Source organism: Ktedonobacter sp. SOSP1-52, from assembly GCF_016587395.1.
On sequence record NZ_BNJH01000002.1, the window covers coordinates 1375346 to 1393559 of the forward strand.

14 protein-coding genes and 1 pseudogene are annotated in these 18214 nt (G+C 56.4%); 14 read left to right on the forward strand and 1 reads right to left on the reverse strand.

Translation table 11 applies throughout. The annotated features are described in order from the left end of the window. Positions 1-129: 129 nt before the first annotated feature. Positions 130-1764, reverse strand: a complete 1635-nt coding sequence (locus JMJ16_RS21405; RefSeq protein WP_201384831.1) for a S8/S53 family peptidase — start codon at positions 1762-1764, stop codon at positions 130-132. Between the two features lie 262 nt (positions 1765-2026). Between JMJ16_RS21405 and JMJ16_RS21410 the strand changes: the two genes are divergently transcribed. From JMJ16_RS21410 to dnaB, 14 genes and pseudogenes are all read left to right on the forward strand, one after another. Continuing rightward, positions 2027-3112: a M20/M25/M40 family metallo-hydrolase gene (locus JMJ16_RS21410; protein ID WP_201384833.1), complete on the forward strand. Its 1086-nt coding sequence runs from the start codon at positions 2027-2029 to the stop codon at positions 3110-3112. Between the two features lie 245 nt (positions 3113-3357). After that, a complete protein-coding gene (locus tag JMJ16_RS21415; protein WP_201384835.1) occupies positions 3358-3897 on the forward strand; it encodes an RNA polymerase sigma factor in 540 nt (179 codons plus the stop codon). Between the two features lie 12 nt (positions 3898-3909). Then, the gene (locus JMJ16_RS21420) at positions 3910-4584 is read left to right on the forward strand and encodes a hypothetical protein (RefSeq protein WP_201384837.1); all 675 of its coding nucleotides are present in this window, start codon (positions 3910-3912) and stop codon (positions 4582-4584) included. After that, positions 4584-5408: a WD40 repeat domain-containing protein gene (locus tag JMJ16_RS21425; protein ID WP_201384839.1), complete on the forward strand. Its 825-nt coding sequence runs from the start codon at positions 4584-4586 to the stop codon at positions 5406-5408. Before JMJ16_RS21420 ends, JMJ16_RS21425 begins: the two co-directional genes overlap by 1 nt. 260 nt (positions 5409-5668) lie before the next feature. Further along, a pseudogene (gene trxB, locus JMJ16_RS21430) lies at positions 5669-6618 on the forward strand (thioredoxin-disulfide reductase). A 97-nt stretch (positions 6619-6715) separates the two neighbouring features. Next, positions 6716-7372 (forward strand): helix-turn-helix domain-containing protein, encoded by a 657-nt coding sequence (locus tag JMJ16_RS21435; protein ID WP_201384841.1) that lies wholly within the window; start codon positions 6716-6718, stop codon positions 7370-7372. Positions 7373-7504: 132 nt separating this feature from the next. Then, entirely contained in the window at positions 7505-9388 is a 1884-nt protein-coding gene (locus JMJ16_RS21440) for a tetratricopeptide repeat protein (protein WP_201384843.1), read from the forward strand. 147 nt (positions 9389-9535) lie between these two features. Next, positions 9536-10978, forward strand: a complete 1443-nt coding sequence (locus JMJ16_RS21445) for a PQQ-binding-like beta-propeller repeat protein (RefSeq protein WP_201384845.1) — start codon at positions 9536-9538, stop codon at positions 10976-10978. A gap of 41 nt (positions 10979-11019) precedes the next feature. Further along, positions 11020-11574 carry a zinc ribbon domain-containing protein gene (locus tag JMJ16_RS21450; RefSeq protein WP_201384847.1) on the forward strand — a complete coding sequence of 185 codons (555 nt, stop codon included), beginning with the start codon at positions 11020-11022 and terminating at the stop codon, positions 11572-11574. Continuing rightward, positions 11526-12551, forward strand: a complete 1026-nt coding sequence (locus tag JMJ16_RS21455; RefSeq protein ID WP_201384849.1) for a hypothetical protein — start codon at positions 11526-11528, stop codon at positions 12549-12551. The genes JMJ16_RS21450 and JMJ16_RS21455 overlap by 49 nt, the downstream gene beginning before the upstream one ends. A 341-nt stretch (positions 12552-12892) precedes the next feature. Further along, positions 12893-14224, forward strand: coding sequence for an MFS transporter (locus JMJ16_RS21460; RefSeq protein WP_201384850.1), 1332 nt, complete (start codon positions 12893-12895; stop codon positions 14222-14224). A 280-nt stretch (positions 14225-14504) separates the two neighbouring features. Then, entirely contained in the window at positions 14505-14726 is a 222-nt protein-coding gene (locus JMJ16_RS21465) for a hypothetical protein (protein WP_201384852.1), read from the forward strand. 401 nt (positions 14727-15127) lie between these two features. Then, positions 15128-16771, forward strand: a complete 1644-nt coding sequence (locus JMJ16_RS21470; protein ID WP_201384854.1) for a hypothetical protein — start codon at positions 15128-15130, stop codon at positions 16769-16771. Between the two features lie 97 nt (positions 16772-16868). After that, positions 16869-18212 carry a replicative DNA helicase gene (gene dnaB, locus JMJ16_RS21475; RefSeq protein WP_201384856.1) on the forward strand — a complete coding sequence of 448 codons (1344 nt, stop codon included), beginning with the start codon at positions 16869-16871 and terminating at the stop codon, positions 18210-18212. Positions 18213-18214 lie beyond the last annotated feature (2 nt).

Consider the following 18214-nt stretch of genomic DNA (forward strand, 5'->3'; position numbering starts at 1 on the left):
TTTTTCTGGCTTCGTTTGTGCGTATTATATCCTACACAAAATGAAGCGTCAAGATAACTGTACAAGCCTTTGAGGTAGTGTTGTAGCAACATTGAGCCGCGTGGCTCAATGTTGCTACAACACTATTCTCTATAAACCAAAACGCTGCTGCACCCGGATCATATTCCCTAATAGGGACGGAATTTCTGGCTCGGCCCCGAAGAGCGGCTCCCCTCGTCCATCGCCACGTGCGGCCAGGCGAATCATAGAATTGGCCGCCGACCAGCCCTGGGCCATCAGGTGCGCGCCAAGCCCGCTGGCGATTGCTGTGGAGAACGAGGTTCCACACCAGTCGGCCCAGCCAATATCATTATGATCCCCATTGGGAAAGGTTGAGGCAATATACAGACCCCGTACGGCATCAGGGAAGGTATTGCCATCCGCCACCCCATAGCCATCGCCGCCAAAGGTCGCGACCCCTGTATCCGCGGGGGCGATATTAGCAGCATTGGCAAACATCGATGCTTGCCCCTGGCTGTTGACGGATGAGACGCTCAGGACCGAGTCGTAACGCGCGGGTGCGCGCGGCGGGCGCGGAGCTGCACTCTGTTGTTGGGATGCCACCGAGTCATTTCCGGCGGCGGCGATGATGAGCGCGCCATGGGCGTGCAGGCTCTCAAAGAGCAGGCGTAGCCCGGCCTCAACATGTTCCAGCAATCGCGTGACACCGTAGAGCTGCGTGGTGGGCCACTGGCGCTGGTCCAGCCAGACGTAGGGCAAGCGGCGCACATCGGGCATAATCGTCAGGCTCAGGTTAATGACCAGGCGCCGGATCGAGCCCGCAACCATCTCGCGCCCCAGGTCGCAGAGGGCCGCGAAGAGCGGATAGAGATCACCACCGCCAAAGTCGTTGAGGACGCGGATCAGGCGTATACGGGCGCGGGGCGCGACATCGCGGACCAGGCCCGCCACTGCCAGGCCATGGTCGGCCATGTTATAGTAGCGCGCATCATTGTAGTAATCGCGGCCCGTGCGAACCTCATTCGTCAGCGGATAGCGGTCATACTCCACTGAGAACGCACCATCTTCGTTGCGCAGGTCGGACGCCAGCTTTTGCAGCAGCCAGTTGCGACGAAACTCGGGCCGGGTCGCAGCGCTCATAATGCGGTCGGGATGGGGCGCGCTATCCAGAATAGCCACCAGGACATCTTCGGCAGACCTGGTATCCAGCGGAATGTCAGGCTCCATGAGGCGCATGCGCCAACCTATCAGGGCATTGCTGGGCGCGGGGGCCTCTAGCTGGGGCGCGGGGCGCGGCGGCAGCGCCGGTCCCCCTTCGCTAAAGTAGAACGGGGCCGCTGTCACCAGCCAGTTGGGCATAGCCGAAACGATCTGCAAGCCTTGCTGTGCCAGGAGATCCAGGCGGGCTTGCAGGTAAGAGAGGACCATAGGCGTAGCATCCGCCACACCCGGGTCCATATGGCGGGCGTGAAAGAAGATCGCGAGTAGTGGCTGCTTGCGGTGCAGACCAAAAATAAATGAGCGACGACGCACTGGCGGCATCGTCGGACTCCCCTTCCACCTTCCCGCCGTACCATACGGCTCCAGCGCCAGTTGATATGGAGACAGAAATGTGTTGAGTCGAGTGCGGGCCTGCTCTAACAAGGACTCCAGGGCCTCATCAGCAGGCAGGCGCGATAAACGCACCACAACGACCAGTTCACCAGGAATCCAATGGTAAAGCTCGTTGGGCGCGCCCATAACCTCCGAATAACTACGAGACATGCGGGCATGCTCCCCCTCTAGTGGTGTGGGACGTGTGTGCCCTCCGGGGCAAATTGTGCGTATGAGTGGAAATGTTAAACCAAAGAGCTAGAAATGAAGCGCATTCGTTAGCCTCAATTATAGCTGAAGCGGCACCAGGAAACAACGTTCCACAGCACTTTCCTGCTACAATGAAGGGGTGAAAGAGGCTCGTTTTTACATAGGCGCCCGATTTATCGCGCGCCTATGGATTTTGGATGGCCATCACCAGAAGGAGAGAGAGATGTACGCGGAGCAATTGTATCAGACGCTGCGGGAGTTAATTCGCCTCCCGAGTACTTCGGGGCATGAGGAGCAGGTGCGCGAGTATCTTGCCGGAACGCTTGCCAAGCTGGGACTGGAGAGCACCGTTGACGCCCAGGGGAACTTGATCGCCTTCCTGCCGGGCGAGGGGCGCCCCCTCCTGCTTAACGCACATATGGACCGCGTGCCGCCGGGTCTGGGGCATGAGCCGGTCCTGCGCGAGGGCGTGCTCTACAGCGATGGCACGACCAACCTGGGCGCCGACGACTGCGCCGGGTTGACGATCATCCTGGAGGTACTGCGGCGCACGCTGGAGCAAGGCCTGCCCCACCCACCGCTGGTCCTGCTCTTTACCGTCATGGAGGAGACCGGCCTGTGTGGGGCCTCGCGCTTCGATGCCAGTGCCTGGCATATTGAAGAGGGATTGGTCTTTGACAATGCCTTTGAGGCGGGCGTGGTCGTCTCGCAGGGCGCGGCCTACGAGGCCTTTGACGTCACCATCGAGGGGAAGACCGGCCATCCTGGCAAGGATCTGGCCCAGACCGTCAACGTCCTGAGCATCTTCCGCGAGACGCCGCTCACCCTGGGCGCGCTCAATGAGGATCAGACGCGCATCAATATCGGGCGCATTACGGCTGGTAGCGCGCGTAACGCCGTTCCCGCCACGCTGACGCTTGAGGGCGAACTACGCAGTTTTGAGCCAGAGGCGGCCATTCACCACTATAGGCAGGAGCTTAAGGAGGCCTTCACACACACGGCACAGCAAGCAGGCGGCTCGGCACACGTCAAGTTCAATACACACTCGCGTGGCTATCGCGTCGATCCCGGCGAGCCGCTGCTCCAGGTCTATGGCGAAGCTCTGCGTGAGCGTGGAGTACAGCTTGAGCTACGTCCAACCTTCATTGGCAGCGACGCCAGCGGCTTCCGTGCCTCGGGCATTCGCGCCTTTACCGTCTCCACCGGTGTCGTCAACGAGCACTCCTTCGAGGAATGTGTCGCGCTCGCCCCCCTGGAGCAACTCGTACAGGACACCCTGCGTCTGCTCTCAATTTGGAGGAATAGATAGCACGCCCTTTCGGTACGACGACGCTGCTAAAGCACGCGTCTTCATATAATAGTACGAAAGGCACCGTACTATTATATGAAGACGCGTGCTTTAGCAGCGTCGTGCCATACTCCGTTATTTCATGTTTTATACGCAGGAATACCAAACAGGTTAGAGAGATGTAACATTTGCTTGTGTGCTACGACTGTGTGGGTGAGGCCCCTGGATGATATGTACGTACATTCAAAAAAATGGAATTTAAAAGAATGTTATTGAGATCGAGTCAAAAACTACATCCCAGATCGTCAAGCACGACGGAATTATTTGAGCGCTATGCCCCGGCCGTCTTCACCTTTCTGAAACAACGTATGAACACGCGGGAAGACGCCGAGGATATGCTGCTCGATATCTTTACGGCCGTGCTGGAGAATGAGCTGGTTCACGATTGGTCTGAAGTTGAACAACGCCGCTGGATCTGGCGCGTGACGCGCAACAAGATGGTGGATGCCTACCGCAGGTCCTCCCGCGCGGCACAGGTCCCCCTGGAGGATGCCTTCGACGGTCTCTTCGCTGACGAAGCGCACGCACCTGAGCAAACGGCCCTACGTGGCGAGGAATACACGCAACTACGCGCGGCCATAGGCACTCTACCGCCCTTACAGCAGCAGATCCTGACCCTGCGTTTTGTACATGAGATGCGTAGCGCCGATATCGCCAAACAGGTAGGCAAAAGCGACGGAGCGGTACGTGTCCTACTCTCGCGGGCGCTCAACGCACTGCGCCGTGTCTGTAGTGAGAAGATCTAGGGAGAGCAAACAATGATGGCAGAACACGAAGGTTTCTTCCTACCGGGACAGGTAGACGAACAAATAGAACAGCTTTTACACGAGGGTGGTCCCACGCGGAGAGAGCAGCGGCTCACCAGGTCCCTGCCGGCCCTCATGCGCGAGCATGAAGACCAGCAATCCTTGCAGCGCGTCCTGAGCAAACTGCACAGCAATCTCAACGCGACAACGCCCGAGGATACGAACGTCGTATCCCTTCCCCAGCAACGCCAGCGAAGAGGAATAAACGCCGGGAATGCGCCAGCCGGGCGGAAGCCGAAAACGCTGCCCAGGGCCTTCACGCTTCTGGCCGCCTGCCTCGTCCTGGTAGCCGTGGTTGGCAGCCTGCTCCTCGTCCTGAACGCTGCCCAGCAGAAGAGAAACGCCTCCAGTAATACAGCGGCCCACACCCAGACGCCAGCCCAGCAAAAGACCGTCCAGAGCGAGCCGCCTGGAAAGATTGTGTACCAATCTGGAGACTACGATAATGCCTCTACCCCGCAGTGGTCGCCCAATGGGCAGCGCCTGGCAAGCATACTTAATAATAATAGTAATATAACGCTCGCAAGCTGGGATGCAAAAACCGGTGCTCATAAACTCACCTATGCCATCTCCCCTGGTGAAACAAATGTAAGCAATGTCGCCTGGTCCCTGATGGCAAATACTTGATGGTTTCGGGTAGCTCAAAGATCTACATCTTTAACGCTCAGACTACACAACAGATCAGAATCTTACCTGTTCCCAGCGGGACAGCTAGCACAGCCTCACATGTTATGAGCAGCGCAACGACGCATGGCACCTTCTTTAGCAGCCAGGTCTCACTCTCAGGTGGGTTTAACTTTGGCAAAGCTATCTGGTCGCCTGATAACAGGTACATTGCCGCGAGCTATCACGCGGAGGATTCGCGCAACGAACTCTTTGTCTGGAAGGCAGCCGATGGCACTCTCCTCAAGACTCTGGACAGCTTCCCAGACAATATTACCGACATCTCGTGGTCGCCCGATGGAGGTTCGTTAGCAACGCTGGCCTATCCATACTCAAAGGATGGCGTCACAACCACGGCCATCATCTGGGACACCAACACCTGGGAGAAGCTCAGAGAATATCCCGCCATTAGCGCGCTCAGCTGGTCGCCCGATGGCAAGCAAATGGCTATTGCGGACGCCGATCCCTCCACAGGGCTGGGCAAGGCCATCCACATCGTCGATGCCCACAGCGGGCAAACCATCAAGCAATTGATCTCGGAGAAAAACATTTTCGCGATCAACTGGTCACCCGATGGAAGCAGGATTGAAGTTGAATTGCAAAGTACGCACTTCACCATACAGCTTCTGAATGCCTCAAACGGCGCTGTTCTCTACACATTTACGGGACATGGTTATGACGGAGCCTGGTCCCCTGATGGGAGATATATCGCCTCTACTCAGTCCTTTGAAGTTGATCCCAAAAAACACACCAATGGTGTCCACATCCTCGTCTGGGTAGCGAAATAAGTTTTATACATAAACGCCACACCGCGTCCCATTCTGGGACGCGGTGTGGCGTTTATGTATAACTCATCCCTATGAGAGGGAATAAGCGCGTGTTATAATCAGTGGACATTATTTTTTGTGGTGAGGATCAGCAAGGCAAGCCTATAGGAAAAACTCGGGCATAAATTGGGTACGCTCGCTGTTTTCATAGGCGAAAGCAAATTCACTGGCAATACGCAAAGCAGACTTAGCTTCCAAAATAAAAGTGAGGATTGAGAGACATGGCGAAGGTTTACGGCACAATCATTATCGGCTCAGGCCCTCGGGCTATACGGCGGCGATCTACGCGGCTCGCTCCAATATGTCCGTCCTGGTGCTTCAGGGCTATCAGACCGGCGGTCAGTTGATGCAGACGAGCGAGGTCGAGAACTACCCCGGCTTCGAGGATGGCGTCATGGGGCCAGAGATGATGGAGAAGTTCGAGAAGCAGGCGCAGCGCTTCGGGGCCGAATTGGTACCTGAGGACGCCATCAAGATCGATACCAGCGCTAAGCCCTTCACGGTCACGACCGATAGCGCCGAGTACCAGGGACATACGATCATCATCGCTACGGGCGCCAGTGCGCAGTGGCTGGGCCTGCCCAATGAGCAGCGCTTACAGGGGCGCGGCGTCTCGGCCTGTGCAACCTGTGATGGATTCTTCTTCCGTGGCAAGGATGTCGTGGTCGTGGGTGGCGGCGATACCGCGATGGAGGAGGCTACCTTCCTGACGCGCTACGCCAACCATGTGACCCTGGTCCATCGCCGTGACTCTTTCCGCGCCAGCAAGATCATGCAGGATCGCGCGCGCAATAATCCGAAGATCAGCATCGTCCTGGAGAGCGAGGTCGCCGACGTCCTGGGCGAGGAAGAGGTGACCGGAGTACGCCTGCGCAACGTCAGGACTGGCGAGGAGAGCACGCTCGGCGCGCATGGCCTCTTCATTGCCATCGGGCACAAGCCCAACACCGAGATCTTCAAGGGCCTGGTCCAGATGGACGCCCAGGGCTATATCGACCCGGTCGAGTACACCATGACCAATATCCCTGGCATCTTCGCCGCTGGTGACGTCACCGACCACCGCTATCGCCAGGCCGTGACCGCCGCCGCTGATGGCTGCCGCGCCGCCATCGACGTCGAGCGCTGGCTGGAGAACCAGGGCATCCACGTCGGCATCGAAAACTGGGAATAAATGCAATTGTGATAATATATAGGCGGGGAGCGTGCTAGCATGCTCCCCGCCTATATATTATCACAACGTTATTCGCAGGCCTTGAAAGGGATTTTTCATGGATGATATACGATCTGCCCCCTTTGGAGAGGTATTGCAGACACTGCGCAAAAAGAAGAAAATCGCGCAGCAGGTTCTAGCCGAGAAGCTGGGCGTGCATCGCAATACGATTAGCGCCTGGGAGCGCGGCGAGCGCCTTCCCGACACCAAGGGTATGGTAGCGGAGCTTGCCACCCAGCTCCGCCTCGACGACCAGCAGACACGCCTTCTCCTGGAGGCAAGCTTAACGGCGGTCTCGCCCTACTGGTGTGTTCCCTATCAACGCAATTATTATTTCACCGGGCGCGAGGCGCTGCTGGAACAGCTTCATACCTCTTTCGCCTCCGGACAGGCGCTGGCCCTCACGCAATCCTATACTTTAAGCGGGCTGGGCGGCATCGGCAAGACGCAGGTCGCGCTTGAATACGCCTACCGCTATCATCAGCACTATGCAGCCACCTTCTGGCTGGCCGCCGAGAGCAGCGAGACGCTTACGTCAAGTTTTCTCTCCATCGCGCAGACCCTGCGCTTGCCTGAACGACACGAACAGGACCAGCACAAAATCATTGCCAGCGTGCTCCAATGGCTCAACAGCCATAAGGATTGGCTCCTCATCTTTGATAACGTCGAAGATATTGGCGTCCTCAAACCTTTCCTCCCCACGACGCGGCAGTGATCATTCCTGTTTAGCACGCGTCTGCATACCCTTGGGCATCTTGCCCAGACCCTTGAGCTTTCGCGCCTGCCTCGTGATGAAGGCATCGCTTTCCTCCTGCATCGTACACACATACTACCCACGAACGCCCCCATGACCCAGGCCACAGCTCGCGACGTGGAGCTTGCCGCGACTATTGTTGATCTGGTGGATGGTCTGCCCCTGGCACTTGACCAGGCGGGCGCATATATCGAAGCTACCCAATGCAGCCTGGAGAATTTCCTCCACCTCTTTCAGGCCTATCCCATACAGCTCCTCGACGAACGCGACGCCCATGCCCAGCATCCTCACTCCGTCACTACGACGTTTCGCCTCGCCTTTGAGCAAGTGCAACGTAATAAAAATTCTGCCGCCATTGAGATCCTTACCCTGTGCGCCTTTCTCGCGCCCGATGACATACCAGAAGTCCTCTTTCTGGAGGGGAAACGCTGGCTTGAGCCTTCCCTGGCAACAGCTATCGAGCAACCGCTCCAATTTCAAGCGGCCCTGAGGGACCTGCTTGCCTACTCTCTCATCCGTCGCAATAGCCAGAAGAAGACGCTCAGCATCCATCGCCTCGTGCAAGAGGTACTCAAGGCGCATATAGGTGAGGAGGAGCAGAAGCTCTGGGCGGAACGCGCCGTCAGGATCATCCAGCACATCTTTCCAGCAGTCGATTTCTCCACCTGGGAGCAATGTGAACGTTTGCTTCCGCACGCCCTTACCGCCGCCCAGCAGATGCAGCACTGCTTCTCCCTGGAGGAAGACGCAGAGCGCTTTCAGCCAGTAGCATCTCTCTACACCAGCATCGCGGAATATTTCATCGAGCATGATCGTTATAGCGAGGCAGAACCACTGCTCCAACAGGCCCGGCGTATCTGGGAAGGCTCGCCAGAATCGTCGCACATCGATGTGACGCTCGCGCTCAATGGCCTGGCCAACCTCTACCGCAATCAGGCGAAGTTTCAGGAGGCGGAGACACTATATTTGCGTTGCTTGCAGATACGGGAAGAGGCGCTCGCGCCCGATCACCCCCTGGTAGCGCGCACGCTACACGGGCTGGGGCGACTATATGGGCGGATGGGGAACTACCAACAAGCGGAACCCCTCCTCCTACGCGCCTTGCGCATCCAGGAAAAGCAGCCTGCATCCATCAACTTACAGAAAGCGCTCCTGCTGAACAATCTCGGAGAAGTGTATCGCGAGCAGGGCAGATACGCGGAAGCAGAGCCGTGCTATCGCGAGTCCATACGCCTGCTTGAACAAACCCAAGGCATGTATCATCCCGATCTGAGACATTCCTTGAACAACCTCGCCATTCTCTTCGCGGAACAGGGAAAGTATCGCGAGGCAGAACCCCTCTTTCGTCGTTCGCTTCATATCACAGAAGAGGCTTTTGGTGCAGACCATCTCCAGGTTGCTTACTCACTTATTAACCTGGGTGCATTGCAAGGAATACAGGGGCGCTATGCCGAAACAGCGACATCACTGCGACGCGCGCTTCGCATCCGAGAACAGGCTCACGGCCCGGACCATCCCGAAGTTGCCATGGTTCTTAATAACCTCGCGGAGACCCACCGTTTGCAAAAGCACTATACTGAGGCGGAACAACTCTTCCTGCGCACACTGGCTATTCGTGAACGTACGCTTGGTGCAGAGCATCCACTCACCGCGCACCCCATAAGTGGCCTGGCGGATATCTATGTTATGCAAGAGAAATACGCGCAGGCTGAAGAATTTTACCGGCGTGCACTCCAGATTCGCGAGCTGAAGCTAGCGGACAAGCATCCAGACCTGGCAGAAACCTGCCTGGGACTGGCGAATCTCTACGCATGCCAGCAGCGATATCAGGAGGCGGAGACCTTATACCGACGCGTCCTGAGCATACGCGAAGAGGTCTTCGGCGACGCCCACCCGCTCACCGAGGAGGCCCGCTCAGCCTATGCCTCGCTTATCAAGCGACAAGCAGAAGAGACCCCCACCAGGCAAGACGGATAGAACCTATAAACAACCATAAATAGGCAATCCACAAAATGCACTGCGAAACGGTGCATTCTTTTATTTACACTTAGATTGCATACGGTATTCTACCAGCACATGCGTACTTAAAGATCTTCTACCATGATTGGAGTGAGAATGCAGCCCATGCATCGGAAGCAACATGTATTCCTGGCGCTCTTTGCCTTCTTCGTCAGTATTTCGCTTGTCGCCTGCGGAGGCTCAAGCACGGCCTCATCAGCGCCCGCAAAGACTCAGGTAACGCCAAAATCCACCAGAATCGTAGACCGTGATAACGGCTACCTCTACTATACAACGCCACAGGGCATCTACCAGATCCATGCCGATACCGGCCATCCGGGCTGGAAGACACCCCTGGGGAGGGCGCAAGTTGCATTAAGTGAGGACCAACAAACGCTCTACATCTCCAGCGAGAATACGTCGGGACAACCCGCGCTTACCGCGCTCGATAACAGTACAAAGCAGCAGAAGTGGAGCACTCCCTTTGATGGGATAACCGCCTTCCTTGTCCACGGGAACAGCATCTATGTGGCGTCCCTGGGTACCCTCTACCGGGTCGATGCCACGACAGGCAAGGCCACCTGGAAGACCGATCCCGCCAACACTCTAGGCGGAGGACGTGCCTTTATTGAAGCGACGGATTCGCTAGTTTACTTCACATATACGTACAGCGTCAATGCCTATGATGCCACGACAGGTAAGCTTGTATGGCAACAAAAGACGGAAACGTCTACAGAGCAAACGAGCGATCTCAAGCTTGTTGACAATATATTGGTCGATATCACCATTGCCCCTGGTGTAGAGGGACATATCGAAGGTTTAAATCCACAGAGTGGGAAGAAGATCTGGTCCGACGGGGTATACGCGGTAACTGATACGATTGATGTCAGCAAACACCTGGTCTACCTGCTCTACAATGGCGGTGATGATAGCCCCTTTACCAGCCAGAGCGGTCTGGCAGCCATCAAGACCGATGATGGCGCGGGCAGCGTGGCCTGGTCCAACCAATTTCACGCGGATAACCAGACGCTTGCTGTTTTCTCGACCACCAACCAGGGGCAACCAACGGCCTATATCGCAGCCCAATCCGCCAGCGACAACACACCCCAGGTTGTGGCCTATAGCTTGCAGGACGGCCATTCGCTCTGGACAAGCAACGCGACCGCGCCGGGTAGCGGCATCAATACCACCGGAAACAGTACCGCGAAGGTGACTGTCATCCAGCCAGGGGCGGGGAGCGACACCAATACGTACGCCGTCCTGGACAACGGCGCCGTCTATGCCTTCGATCCACAGGGGAAGCAGGTATGGAACAAGCAACTCTACGCCATCAATATCATCTCATATGCATCAGCGTCCAGTACAACTCCAGCCCTTTACATCTTAGGCACCGATCCAAGTACCGACCAGACAAGCAACTTCAACCTGAGTACTGGAGCCAGCAAATATAAAGTGACGAGTGCCAATCCCAATAGTGGCGCGAGCCTCTGGCAGTGGAGCATCCCGGTCTCATATCCCCCTAACGAAATATATGCCAGCGACTTATATGCGCGCGTGAGCGATAAATAAGAAGTTGTCAAGCACCATTTGTATATTCAGAAGGAGCACTTATGTCCAGGTGTATATATTGTGGGGCGGAAAATCCCGAGGACGCGCGCTTCTGTGGTCGTTGTGGCCGAAGCGGTCAGGACGAGCAGAACATCACGGCAACCGAGCGGCATGAGCCAGCGGAAGGCGAGCAGACGCTCATCTTGCCAGAGGGTCTAGCGAGCAAGGCACAGGTCAAGAGCGCAGAGAGGCATGAAGAGCCGCCGCTAGAAGGAGCCATCCCACCCATCGGCATAGGGGCGAGCGGGCAGGGCAGTACTCAGGTGCCTGACGCACCTGGCACACCGCAGGCTCCCCAGGTGACCAGCGCCCCGGCACGCCGGGTACGCCTCAGCCCGTCACTAACGCCGCCGCGAAGTTCTCGGCCAACACGCACGCCTCACAGGGCACATCTACAGCCTCTCAACAGGCGCAGAGTGCATCTCACAAGGGCACAGCTCCCAACACGCAGGCTCAGCATACGGGAGCGGCCCACGCCCAGGCCGGGCAAACCGCCGCGCAGCATACCGTGGTTCATACCGCCATTAAAGGAGGGGCTAGCGCAGCGACCAAAGTGATTGTGATCATCGTTGCCGCCATCGTCGTAGCCGCTGGAAGCGTCGGGGCCTTCGCCTTCGCGCGCCAGAACCAGCACCCACAGCAGACCAACAAACCCGCCTCGTCGACAACAACTCAGCATAATACTGGCGTCAGCTCACAGGTAGGACCAAACACCTTTATCATCACAGGCGCGCTCAACGGCACCTTAGCCAATGTCCAATATACTTCCTGCGAGTATGCCTCACATATGGATGGCACTGGTTACTATTTGCGAGTCGTGGGCACCCTCAATAACCAACCGTATAGCCTCTTGCTCGAGGTAATCAACGCCTCCAGGCCCGGCACCTACACCTACCCGACTGCAACATCCAGCCAACCCAAACCCCTTTTGGACTTCGAGAATGATCCAGGCACGCAAACCTGGATCACGGATGGAAGTACTGGTCACGGGAACATTGTCATCAATAATGACGGCCTCTCTGGAACGCTGGCAGCCGTGGATATTCCCGGTGACAAAGGCAAAAGCGGCAAAAAGATCTCTATCACGGGGAACTGGCATTGCCAGGGTTCGTTTAAAGCGACGCCAACCCCCACATCGACGACCCCGCAGGTCACTGCCAATATCTTTACCGTCAGCGGCGCGGTCCACGGTACGCTGACAATTACCAGCTACCTGACCTGTGGTATGATGCCCAACGGGAGTGCCGTGGGCATGCTAGCAACTGGCACGCTTAACGGCGAGACCTATCATCTGAACTTCCTCTATCCCCACTATCATGGGCCAGGCACTTATACCGACCCCTCATCGCCGGGAAACGTCACGCTGAATTTTAATAATAGCTCGCAGACCTGGTCCACCAACGGCAGCGATGCCCAGGGCAGCGCCACGGTCAATAGCGACAACAATTCTGGTACGCTCAATGCCCTGACCGTGCCCGGTGTGAATGGCGCGTCCGGCACCCATATCACCATCACGGGCACCTGGAGCTGTTAGTGAGCACAATCAGTATGTACTCCAGCCAAATTTGCAGCGGAGGTTACAATGTAAAGAGAACTCTTGAAAAGAAAACTACTAATCCAGGAAACCTCCTAAAAACAATCTGGTAGTACACCAAGAAACACTTGTTAACCACGTCTTGACATGGGAAGGCTTGTTTGGGTCGTTTATGAGGACCCAACAAGCCTTTCTTTTTTGCAGAAATTGTGAAGGTGCCGGGCAGGCATTCGCCCGGCACCTTCACAATTTCTGCAAATTGACTCTTGTAATGTATCGATATGGCTGGGTATAATGGCGACAAACACACTCATTCCGCCACATGAAGGGTATATTTAAATATGGAGATATCTGAACAGCCTGGCAGTGATGCCACGTCGCCAGTGTTGGCGACCGAGCCGCGTCCCGTCTCGCTCCTGGAGCAAATCAACATCAACGTCTTCTGGCTCGCGAACCAGTTCCACTGGAACGCCATTATCTCCGTTATCATTCCCAGCATGGTCGCCAAGCTGCTTGATCCAGCACAGAAGGACATCAATCTGACGCTGGTCGTGGCGTGGGGAACGCTGGCCGCCGTGGTCGTCAACCCACTGGTAGGGGCCATCTCGGACTACGCGACCTTCCGCATGGGACGCCGTCGCCCCTTTATGCTCATTGGCACTATTTTCAATATCCTGGCCCTGGTCGCCTTCGCCTTCGCGCCCTATCTGAGTCCCGGCCTGCTGCTCCCCGCCTTCGCCGTACTCTTCCTCCTACTCCAGGCCAGCAATAACCTCGCCAACTCGCCCTGGAGCGCCATCATCGCCGACAAGGTTCCGGTCAAGCAGCGCGGCCTGACGGCGGGCATCAACGGCCTCTGCCTCCTGCTAGGGACCGCCATCGGCTCTGTCGTCGCGGGCCTGATCATCAATAAGCACGACGCCCTGGATGTCTATAAGAATGAGATCGTCTGGATCTTCCTGCTGATTGCCGTGGTGCAGATCATCGTGGTGGCCTACACCATCTTGACTGTCAAGGAGACGCCGCTCCCGCTGGAGGCGCGGCAGCAATTTCGCTTTGGTCCCTTCATGCGCAAGTTCTTCTTCAAGCCCTCGCAGTATCCCGATCTCTCCTGGGTCCTGCTGGCGCGCCTGCTGGTGCAGATGGGCATCTGGACCATCTTCTACTTCCTGCAATACTATGCCGATGACGTCCTGCACGTCTCGGGCGAGCAGTTTATCGGCGGACAGTTCCTCCCCGTCCTGCTTATCGCCTCGCTGCCGACCTCCCTGTTGGCGGGCTGGGCCTCCGACCGCTGGGGACGCAAGGGCCTGGTCTACCTCTCGGGCGCGATGATGACGCTGGTCTGCATCCTCTTCATCTTCTTCCAGTCCACCAGCATCTCCTTGATCGCGGCCCTCTTCTTCGGCATAGGCTATGGCGCCTACTCCAGCGTCGACTGGGCGCTGGTCGCCGACGCCCTGCCACCCACCGACGAGGCAGGCAAGTTTCTCGGCATCTGGTCCGCCATGGGCATCCTGCCGCAGGTCGTGGGCATCGCCATCGGTGGCATCCTGCTCCAGCTCCTGCATAACACACCCAACCACTTTGGCTATACGACACTCTTCGCCGTCACCGTCATCTACTTCGCCCTCGGCACCGCTGTAATTTACCAGGTGAAGGGCGTGAAGTAAACGGCAACCGTCGCTGGCACCCCACGCCTATGCAGGGGCGAAAGGAGTAGTCTGACCCCTTGGCCGCTCTCCTGAAGGGACTACAAAGTTTGAGGCGTCAATCCTCAAGCCCTCTCTCGAAACGTTGTTAAACTCCCTTGCTTATGGTATCCTTCGTTGAGAGCGAGATAGGCAATGCGATGGCTTGGTTCGCAGGTATCGCTCAGCACTGGACACCGAATGCCCGTCCCAAACAGACGCGGAGCATATTTCTCGATAACATGTGCAGAGGTATTCATCTATGAGTGACCAACAGCGCAAGAATGCCCATCGCCTGATAACCTGGGGCAGGGGATCTCTCATCACAGGAAGCCTGATGATCGTTGCCATGCTTTGGGTGGGTCCCTACCTCAACCTCTCCTGGTTAGGTATCCTCGCGGTTCCTATTGTGCTTGCACTTGTTCTTCTGATCATTGGGCTGTGCTTCACATTACTGGGAAACAGGAGCCTTCGTCACGTCTAAGGGCAGTACATGTCTCAAGGCACATTCTAAGTCTGAGAGGTTGCCGCATCAGCATGCTAAAAATGCAACCCGCGTTTAGCATTTTCTGCGCCTACTGACGTACGCGCCTACGCGACTCATGCCTATTTAACGTTACCTCTACGCCATGCCCGCTCTTTCTTCGCCACCTCCACCAGCGTAGGCGCGTACGTCAGTAGCACTCTCGCCATGGTAACGTTTAGCTTAAAAAATTGATGTGACAAAAATCGTGTTTTGTGCGTTATATATTATGGAGATAGCCTAAGCTAGCTTGGACCCTACAATTTATATAGCTACAAAAACTATAGGATATACCTTCTTAGCTTCAATGTCATACCTTGCCCTGCCAACTTGTGTGGATAGCAGTGTGGAAAGTAGGTGTTATGGCAGATTTCCTCTTTATAGAAGGTTCTGATACTGGCGTTATCGTCGTACATCCTGTCAATGGGCCCGCTTCCCCGGCAGTTCGGGGTATCCCTCTAGAACGCGCTCACCCCTCGCTATTACGGCTGCTCTCAGTACTTTTCCCCGCCGATAATGGGCTTCGCTTCCTGGAGGACTTTCTACGCCTGGCACATCTTGAGCCAGGGACGCCGTCTGCCGAAGTCTCTGAGGAAGAAGGCGCATACGCGGTGGTACGCGTGCGCAACCAGCGCGAGCTGGCGCAGCTCCTGGGCGTGGACTATGACCGGATCAATCGCTATGTACTGCTGCTGCAAAAGATGCGACTACTCACCAGGCGTGACGAAGCTAATGGCATCGCGCTTTCCCTCGCCCTGGGTGAGCCTCGCCTGGCCCATCCCGACGCCCTGGACGCTCTGGCAAGCTACCGACCCAAGGTGGGGACCTTCGCGCTTAAGGTCAAGCAGCGCTGGTTGGCCCTCCTCCAGGCCAGTGATGCCTGTACCATAGCCTGCACACCGCAGTTTGAGCAGGCTATACAACCGGAAAAAGCATCCTCTACACTACATGGACAAATGGTCGACCTGGCGGATGTGGAGCAGACAGCCATCAACCTTTACGGAGCAGCGGCCGCGCGCCGCCTGCTTGAACAGCTCACGAGCCGGACGAGCCTACGCGACACCTCCACAGCGACAGAAGTCGCCCTTTCCAGGGGCGAGTCGCCTTTTGAGAAACGCCAGACAAAAGGCGACTCGTCCACACAGAATGGCGAGTCGCCTTTTGGGATAGCGACTCAAAAAGGCGACTCGCCCATACCAAAAGGCGACTCGCCTGCTACCAGGTCGCCAGGCAAATGGCGACTCGCCTGTGAGAAAATAGGCGACTTCAGGGCGACTTCAGCTCATGCAAAAGGCGACTCGTCTCCAGAGGTGGTAAGTAATCTCTCTAACGTTAACGTTACGTTTAAAGAAATTATAAATATAATAAACGTTAACGTTAAGGAGGTAGCAAGCTACCTGTGTCATGTCTTTGGAGAGGACGCCCAGCGCCAGGGCTACTACCACCAGCTCTACAAGCAGCACAGCAATCCTCAGGCCTGGCTGGGAGCACTTTTAGAGACTCTCCTGGCCCAGCAACGCGGCTCTGTCCGTAATCCAGGGGGCTACTTCTACAAGCGCTGCGCGGCCCTACACAAGGCGATCCCAGCCGAGACCGAGCGATTCATCGCGCAGTTTAGCACCTACACCTATGCCCAACTGCAAGAGCACCTGCGTAGCTCTGGCACAACTTCTCAGGTAAACCCTAGCAGTCAGCAACCAGCCGTTCCGTCACGGCCTGACAGCCTGCCACCTGCCGTCACGCTAAACATTCCCCATGATAGCCAGCGTCCAGGCATGAAAAGGGAGACACTCATCGCTCTCTATCAGCGGATTGACGATGACAAACAGGGCTATAAGCTACGGGTTTTCCCCTACCAACAGCAAGACAGCACTGGCATCCTCCTCCTGGTCGATTCTTTCAACCGTCAACGCTGGATCTACACACCCCAGGAGTGGCACGAGGCCAATGCCCTTCTGCACCAATCTGGCCGGCTGAAAGACATCTTCAATATTCCAGCAGCCTAGAAGACACAGGTTCCAAATATAATATGCGGCTCCGCTTGCAAGGCGGTTGCATCTCTCACTGACACTGCTCCGTTTACATATACCCGGAGGTTAAAACATGAAAGAACGTATGATCCCCAATAATATTGATGCCGAAATTTGCCTGCTCGGTAGCATCTTGCTAGATAATGAGGCCCTGGACCTGGTACGTGACTATGTAAATACGGAGGATTTCTATCGCGAGTCGCATCGCCTGATATACGAAGCGATACTCAAACTAAAACACAATCAGAGCGCAATTGACTTCATCACCCTCTGCGATGCCCTGACAACACACAGCAGGCTAGAAGAGGCTGGAGGAGAGGAGTATATTCTCTCACTCCTCGATCAGCTCCCTACCAGCGCCAATGTCAAGCACTACGCACGAATTGTGCGACGAACCAGCACGGCACGCAAGCTGATACAGACCTCAGGAGAGATCGTGGCACAGGCGTATGAGGGGGCAGAGTTAGAAGAGATACTGGAGCAGGCCGAGCGCAACATCTTTGCGATTAGCCAGGAGCACCTGCTGATGCAGGCCACAGATATTGGCTTTAGCACACTTATGCGCCAATATATGGACACTCTCGAAAAGCGCTTTGAGAACAATGGCAATATCACTGGTATCCCTACGGGCTATGATGAGCTTGATTGCCTGCTCGGTGGTTTTCAGCGCTCCGATCTCTGCATCCTCGCAGCACGCACAAGCATCGGTAAAACGGCCTTTGCCATCAATCTGGCCTATAACGCGACCATACGCAATAAAAGACGCGTTGGCATCTTCAGCCTGGAGATGAACCAGGAGCAACTGGCTCAGCGCTTTGTGGCCCTGGACTCCGGCGTTCAGCAACAAAGGTTGCGCACAGGCGATTTTGAAGATCAGCACTGGGAGCCGCTTGTCGCCAGCATTGGCAGGCTCTCGGACCTGGGCGAGTATGGCATTCGCATAGACGATACTCCGGGCATCACGCTGGCCCAGATGCGTAGCCGCGCCCGGCGCTGGGTCGCTAAGTATAACATCGAGCTGATTATCGTGGACTACCTGCAACTCGTGAGCACCGGCGAGAAGAAGGGCTTCGAGAATCGCCAGCAGGAGGTCGCGGCCATTAGCCGCCAACTCAAGGCCATGGCGCGCGAGCTGAGTGTGCCTGTGCTGGCCCTGGCCCAGCTCTCACGCGCCCTGGAGGCACGCCAATCCAAAGTACCCATACTCTCGGACCTGCGCGAGAGCGGCGGCATCGAGAACGACGCCGACGTGGTGATGTTCATCTACCGCGATGAGGTCTATACTCCCGACACCACACGCCGTGGCAAGGCCGACATCATCATCGCCAAGCAGCGCAACGGCCCCCTCGGCGAGGTCACCCTCCATTTCGACCAGGCCAAGTCCCGCTTCAGCACCCTCTCCCAACTCCCCCAATAATA

Coding starts and splice junctions, on each gene's coding strand:
- JMJ16_RS21415 (WP_201384835.1), top strand. CDS start 3,358: ATGTTATTGAGATCGAGTCAAAAACTACATCCCAGATCGTCAAGCACG.
- JMJ16_RS21445 (WP_201384845.1), top strand. CDS start 9,536: ATGCATCGGAAGCAACATGTATTCCTGGCGCTCTTTGCCTTCTTCGTC.
- JMJ16_RS21435 (WP_201384841.1), top strand. CDS start 6,716: ATGGATGATATACGATCTGCCCCCTTTGGAGAGGTATTGCAGACACTG.
- JMJ16_RS21425 (WP_201384839.1), top strand. CDS start 4,584: ATGGTTTCGGGTAGCTCAAAGATCTACATCTTTAACGCTCAGACTACA.
- JMJ16_RS21460 (WP_201384850.1), top strand. CDS start 12,893: ATGGAGATATCTGAACAGCCTGGCAGTGATGCCACGTCGCCAGTGTTG.
- JMJ16_RS21420 (WP_201384837.1), top strand. CDS start 3,910: ATGATGGCAGAACACGAAGGTTTCTTCCTACCGGGACAGGTAGACGAA.
- JMJ16_RS21440 (WP_201384843.1), top strand. CDS start 7,505: ATGACCCAGGCCACAGCTCGCGACGTGGAGCTTGCCGCGACTATTGTT.
- JMJ16_RS21470 (WP_201384854.1), top strand. CDS start 15,128: ATGGCAGATTTCCTCTTTATAGAAGGTTCTGATACTGGCGTTATCGTC.
- dnaB (WP_201384856.1), top strand. CDS start 16,869: ATGAAAGAACGTATGATCCCCAATAATATTGATGCCGAAATTTGCCTG.
- JMJ16_RS21465 (WP_201384852.1), top strand. CDS start 14,505: ATGAGTGACCAACAGCGCAAGAATGCCCATCGCCTGATAACCTGGGGC.
- JMJ16_RS21405 (WP_201384831.1), bottom strand. CDS start 1,764: ATGTCTCGTAGTTATTCGGAGGTTATGGGCGCGCCCAACGAGCTTTAC.
- JMJ16_RS21450 (WP_201384847.1), top strand. CDS start 11,020: ATGTCCAGGTGTATATATTGTGGGGCGGAAAATCCCGAGGACGCGCGC.
- JMJ16_RS21410 (WP_201384833.1), top strand. CDS start 2,027: ATGTACGCGGAGCAATTGTATCAGACGCTGCGGGAGTTAATTCGCCTC.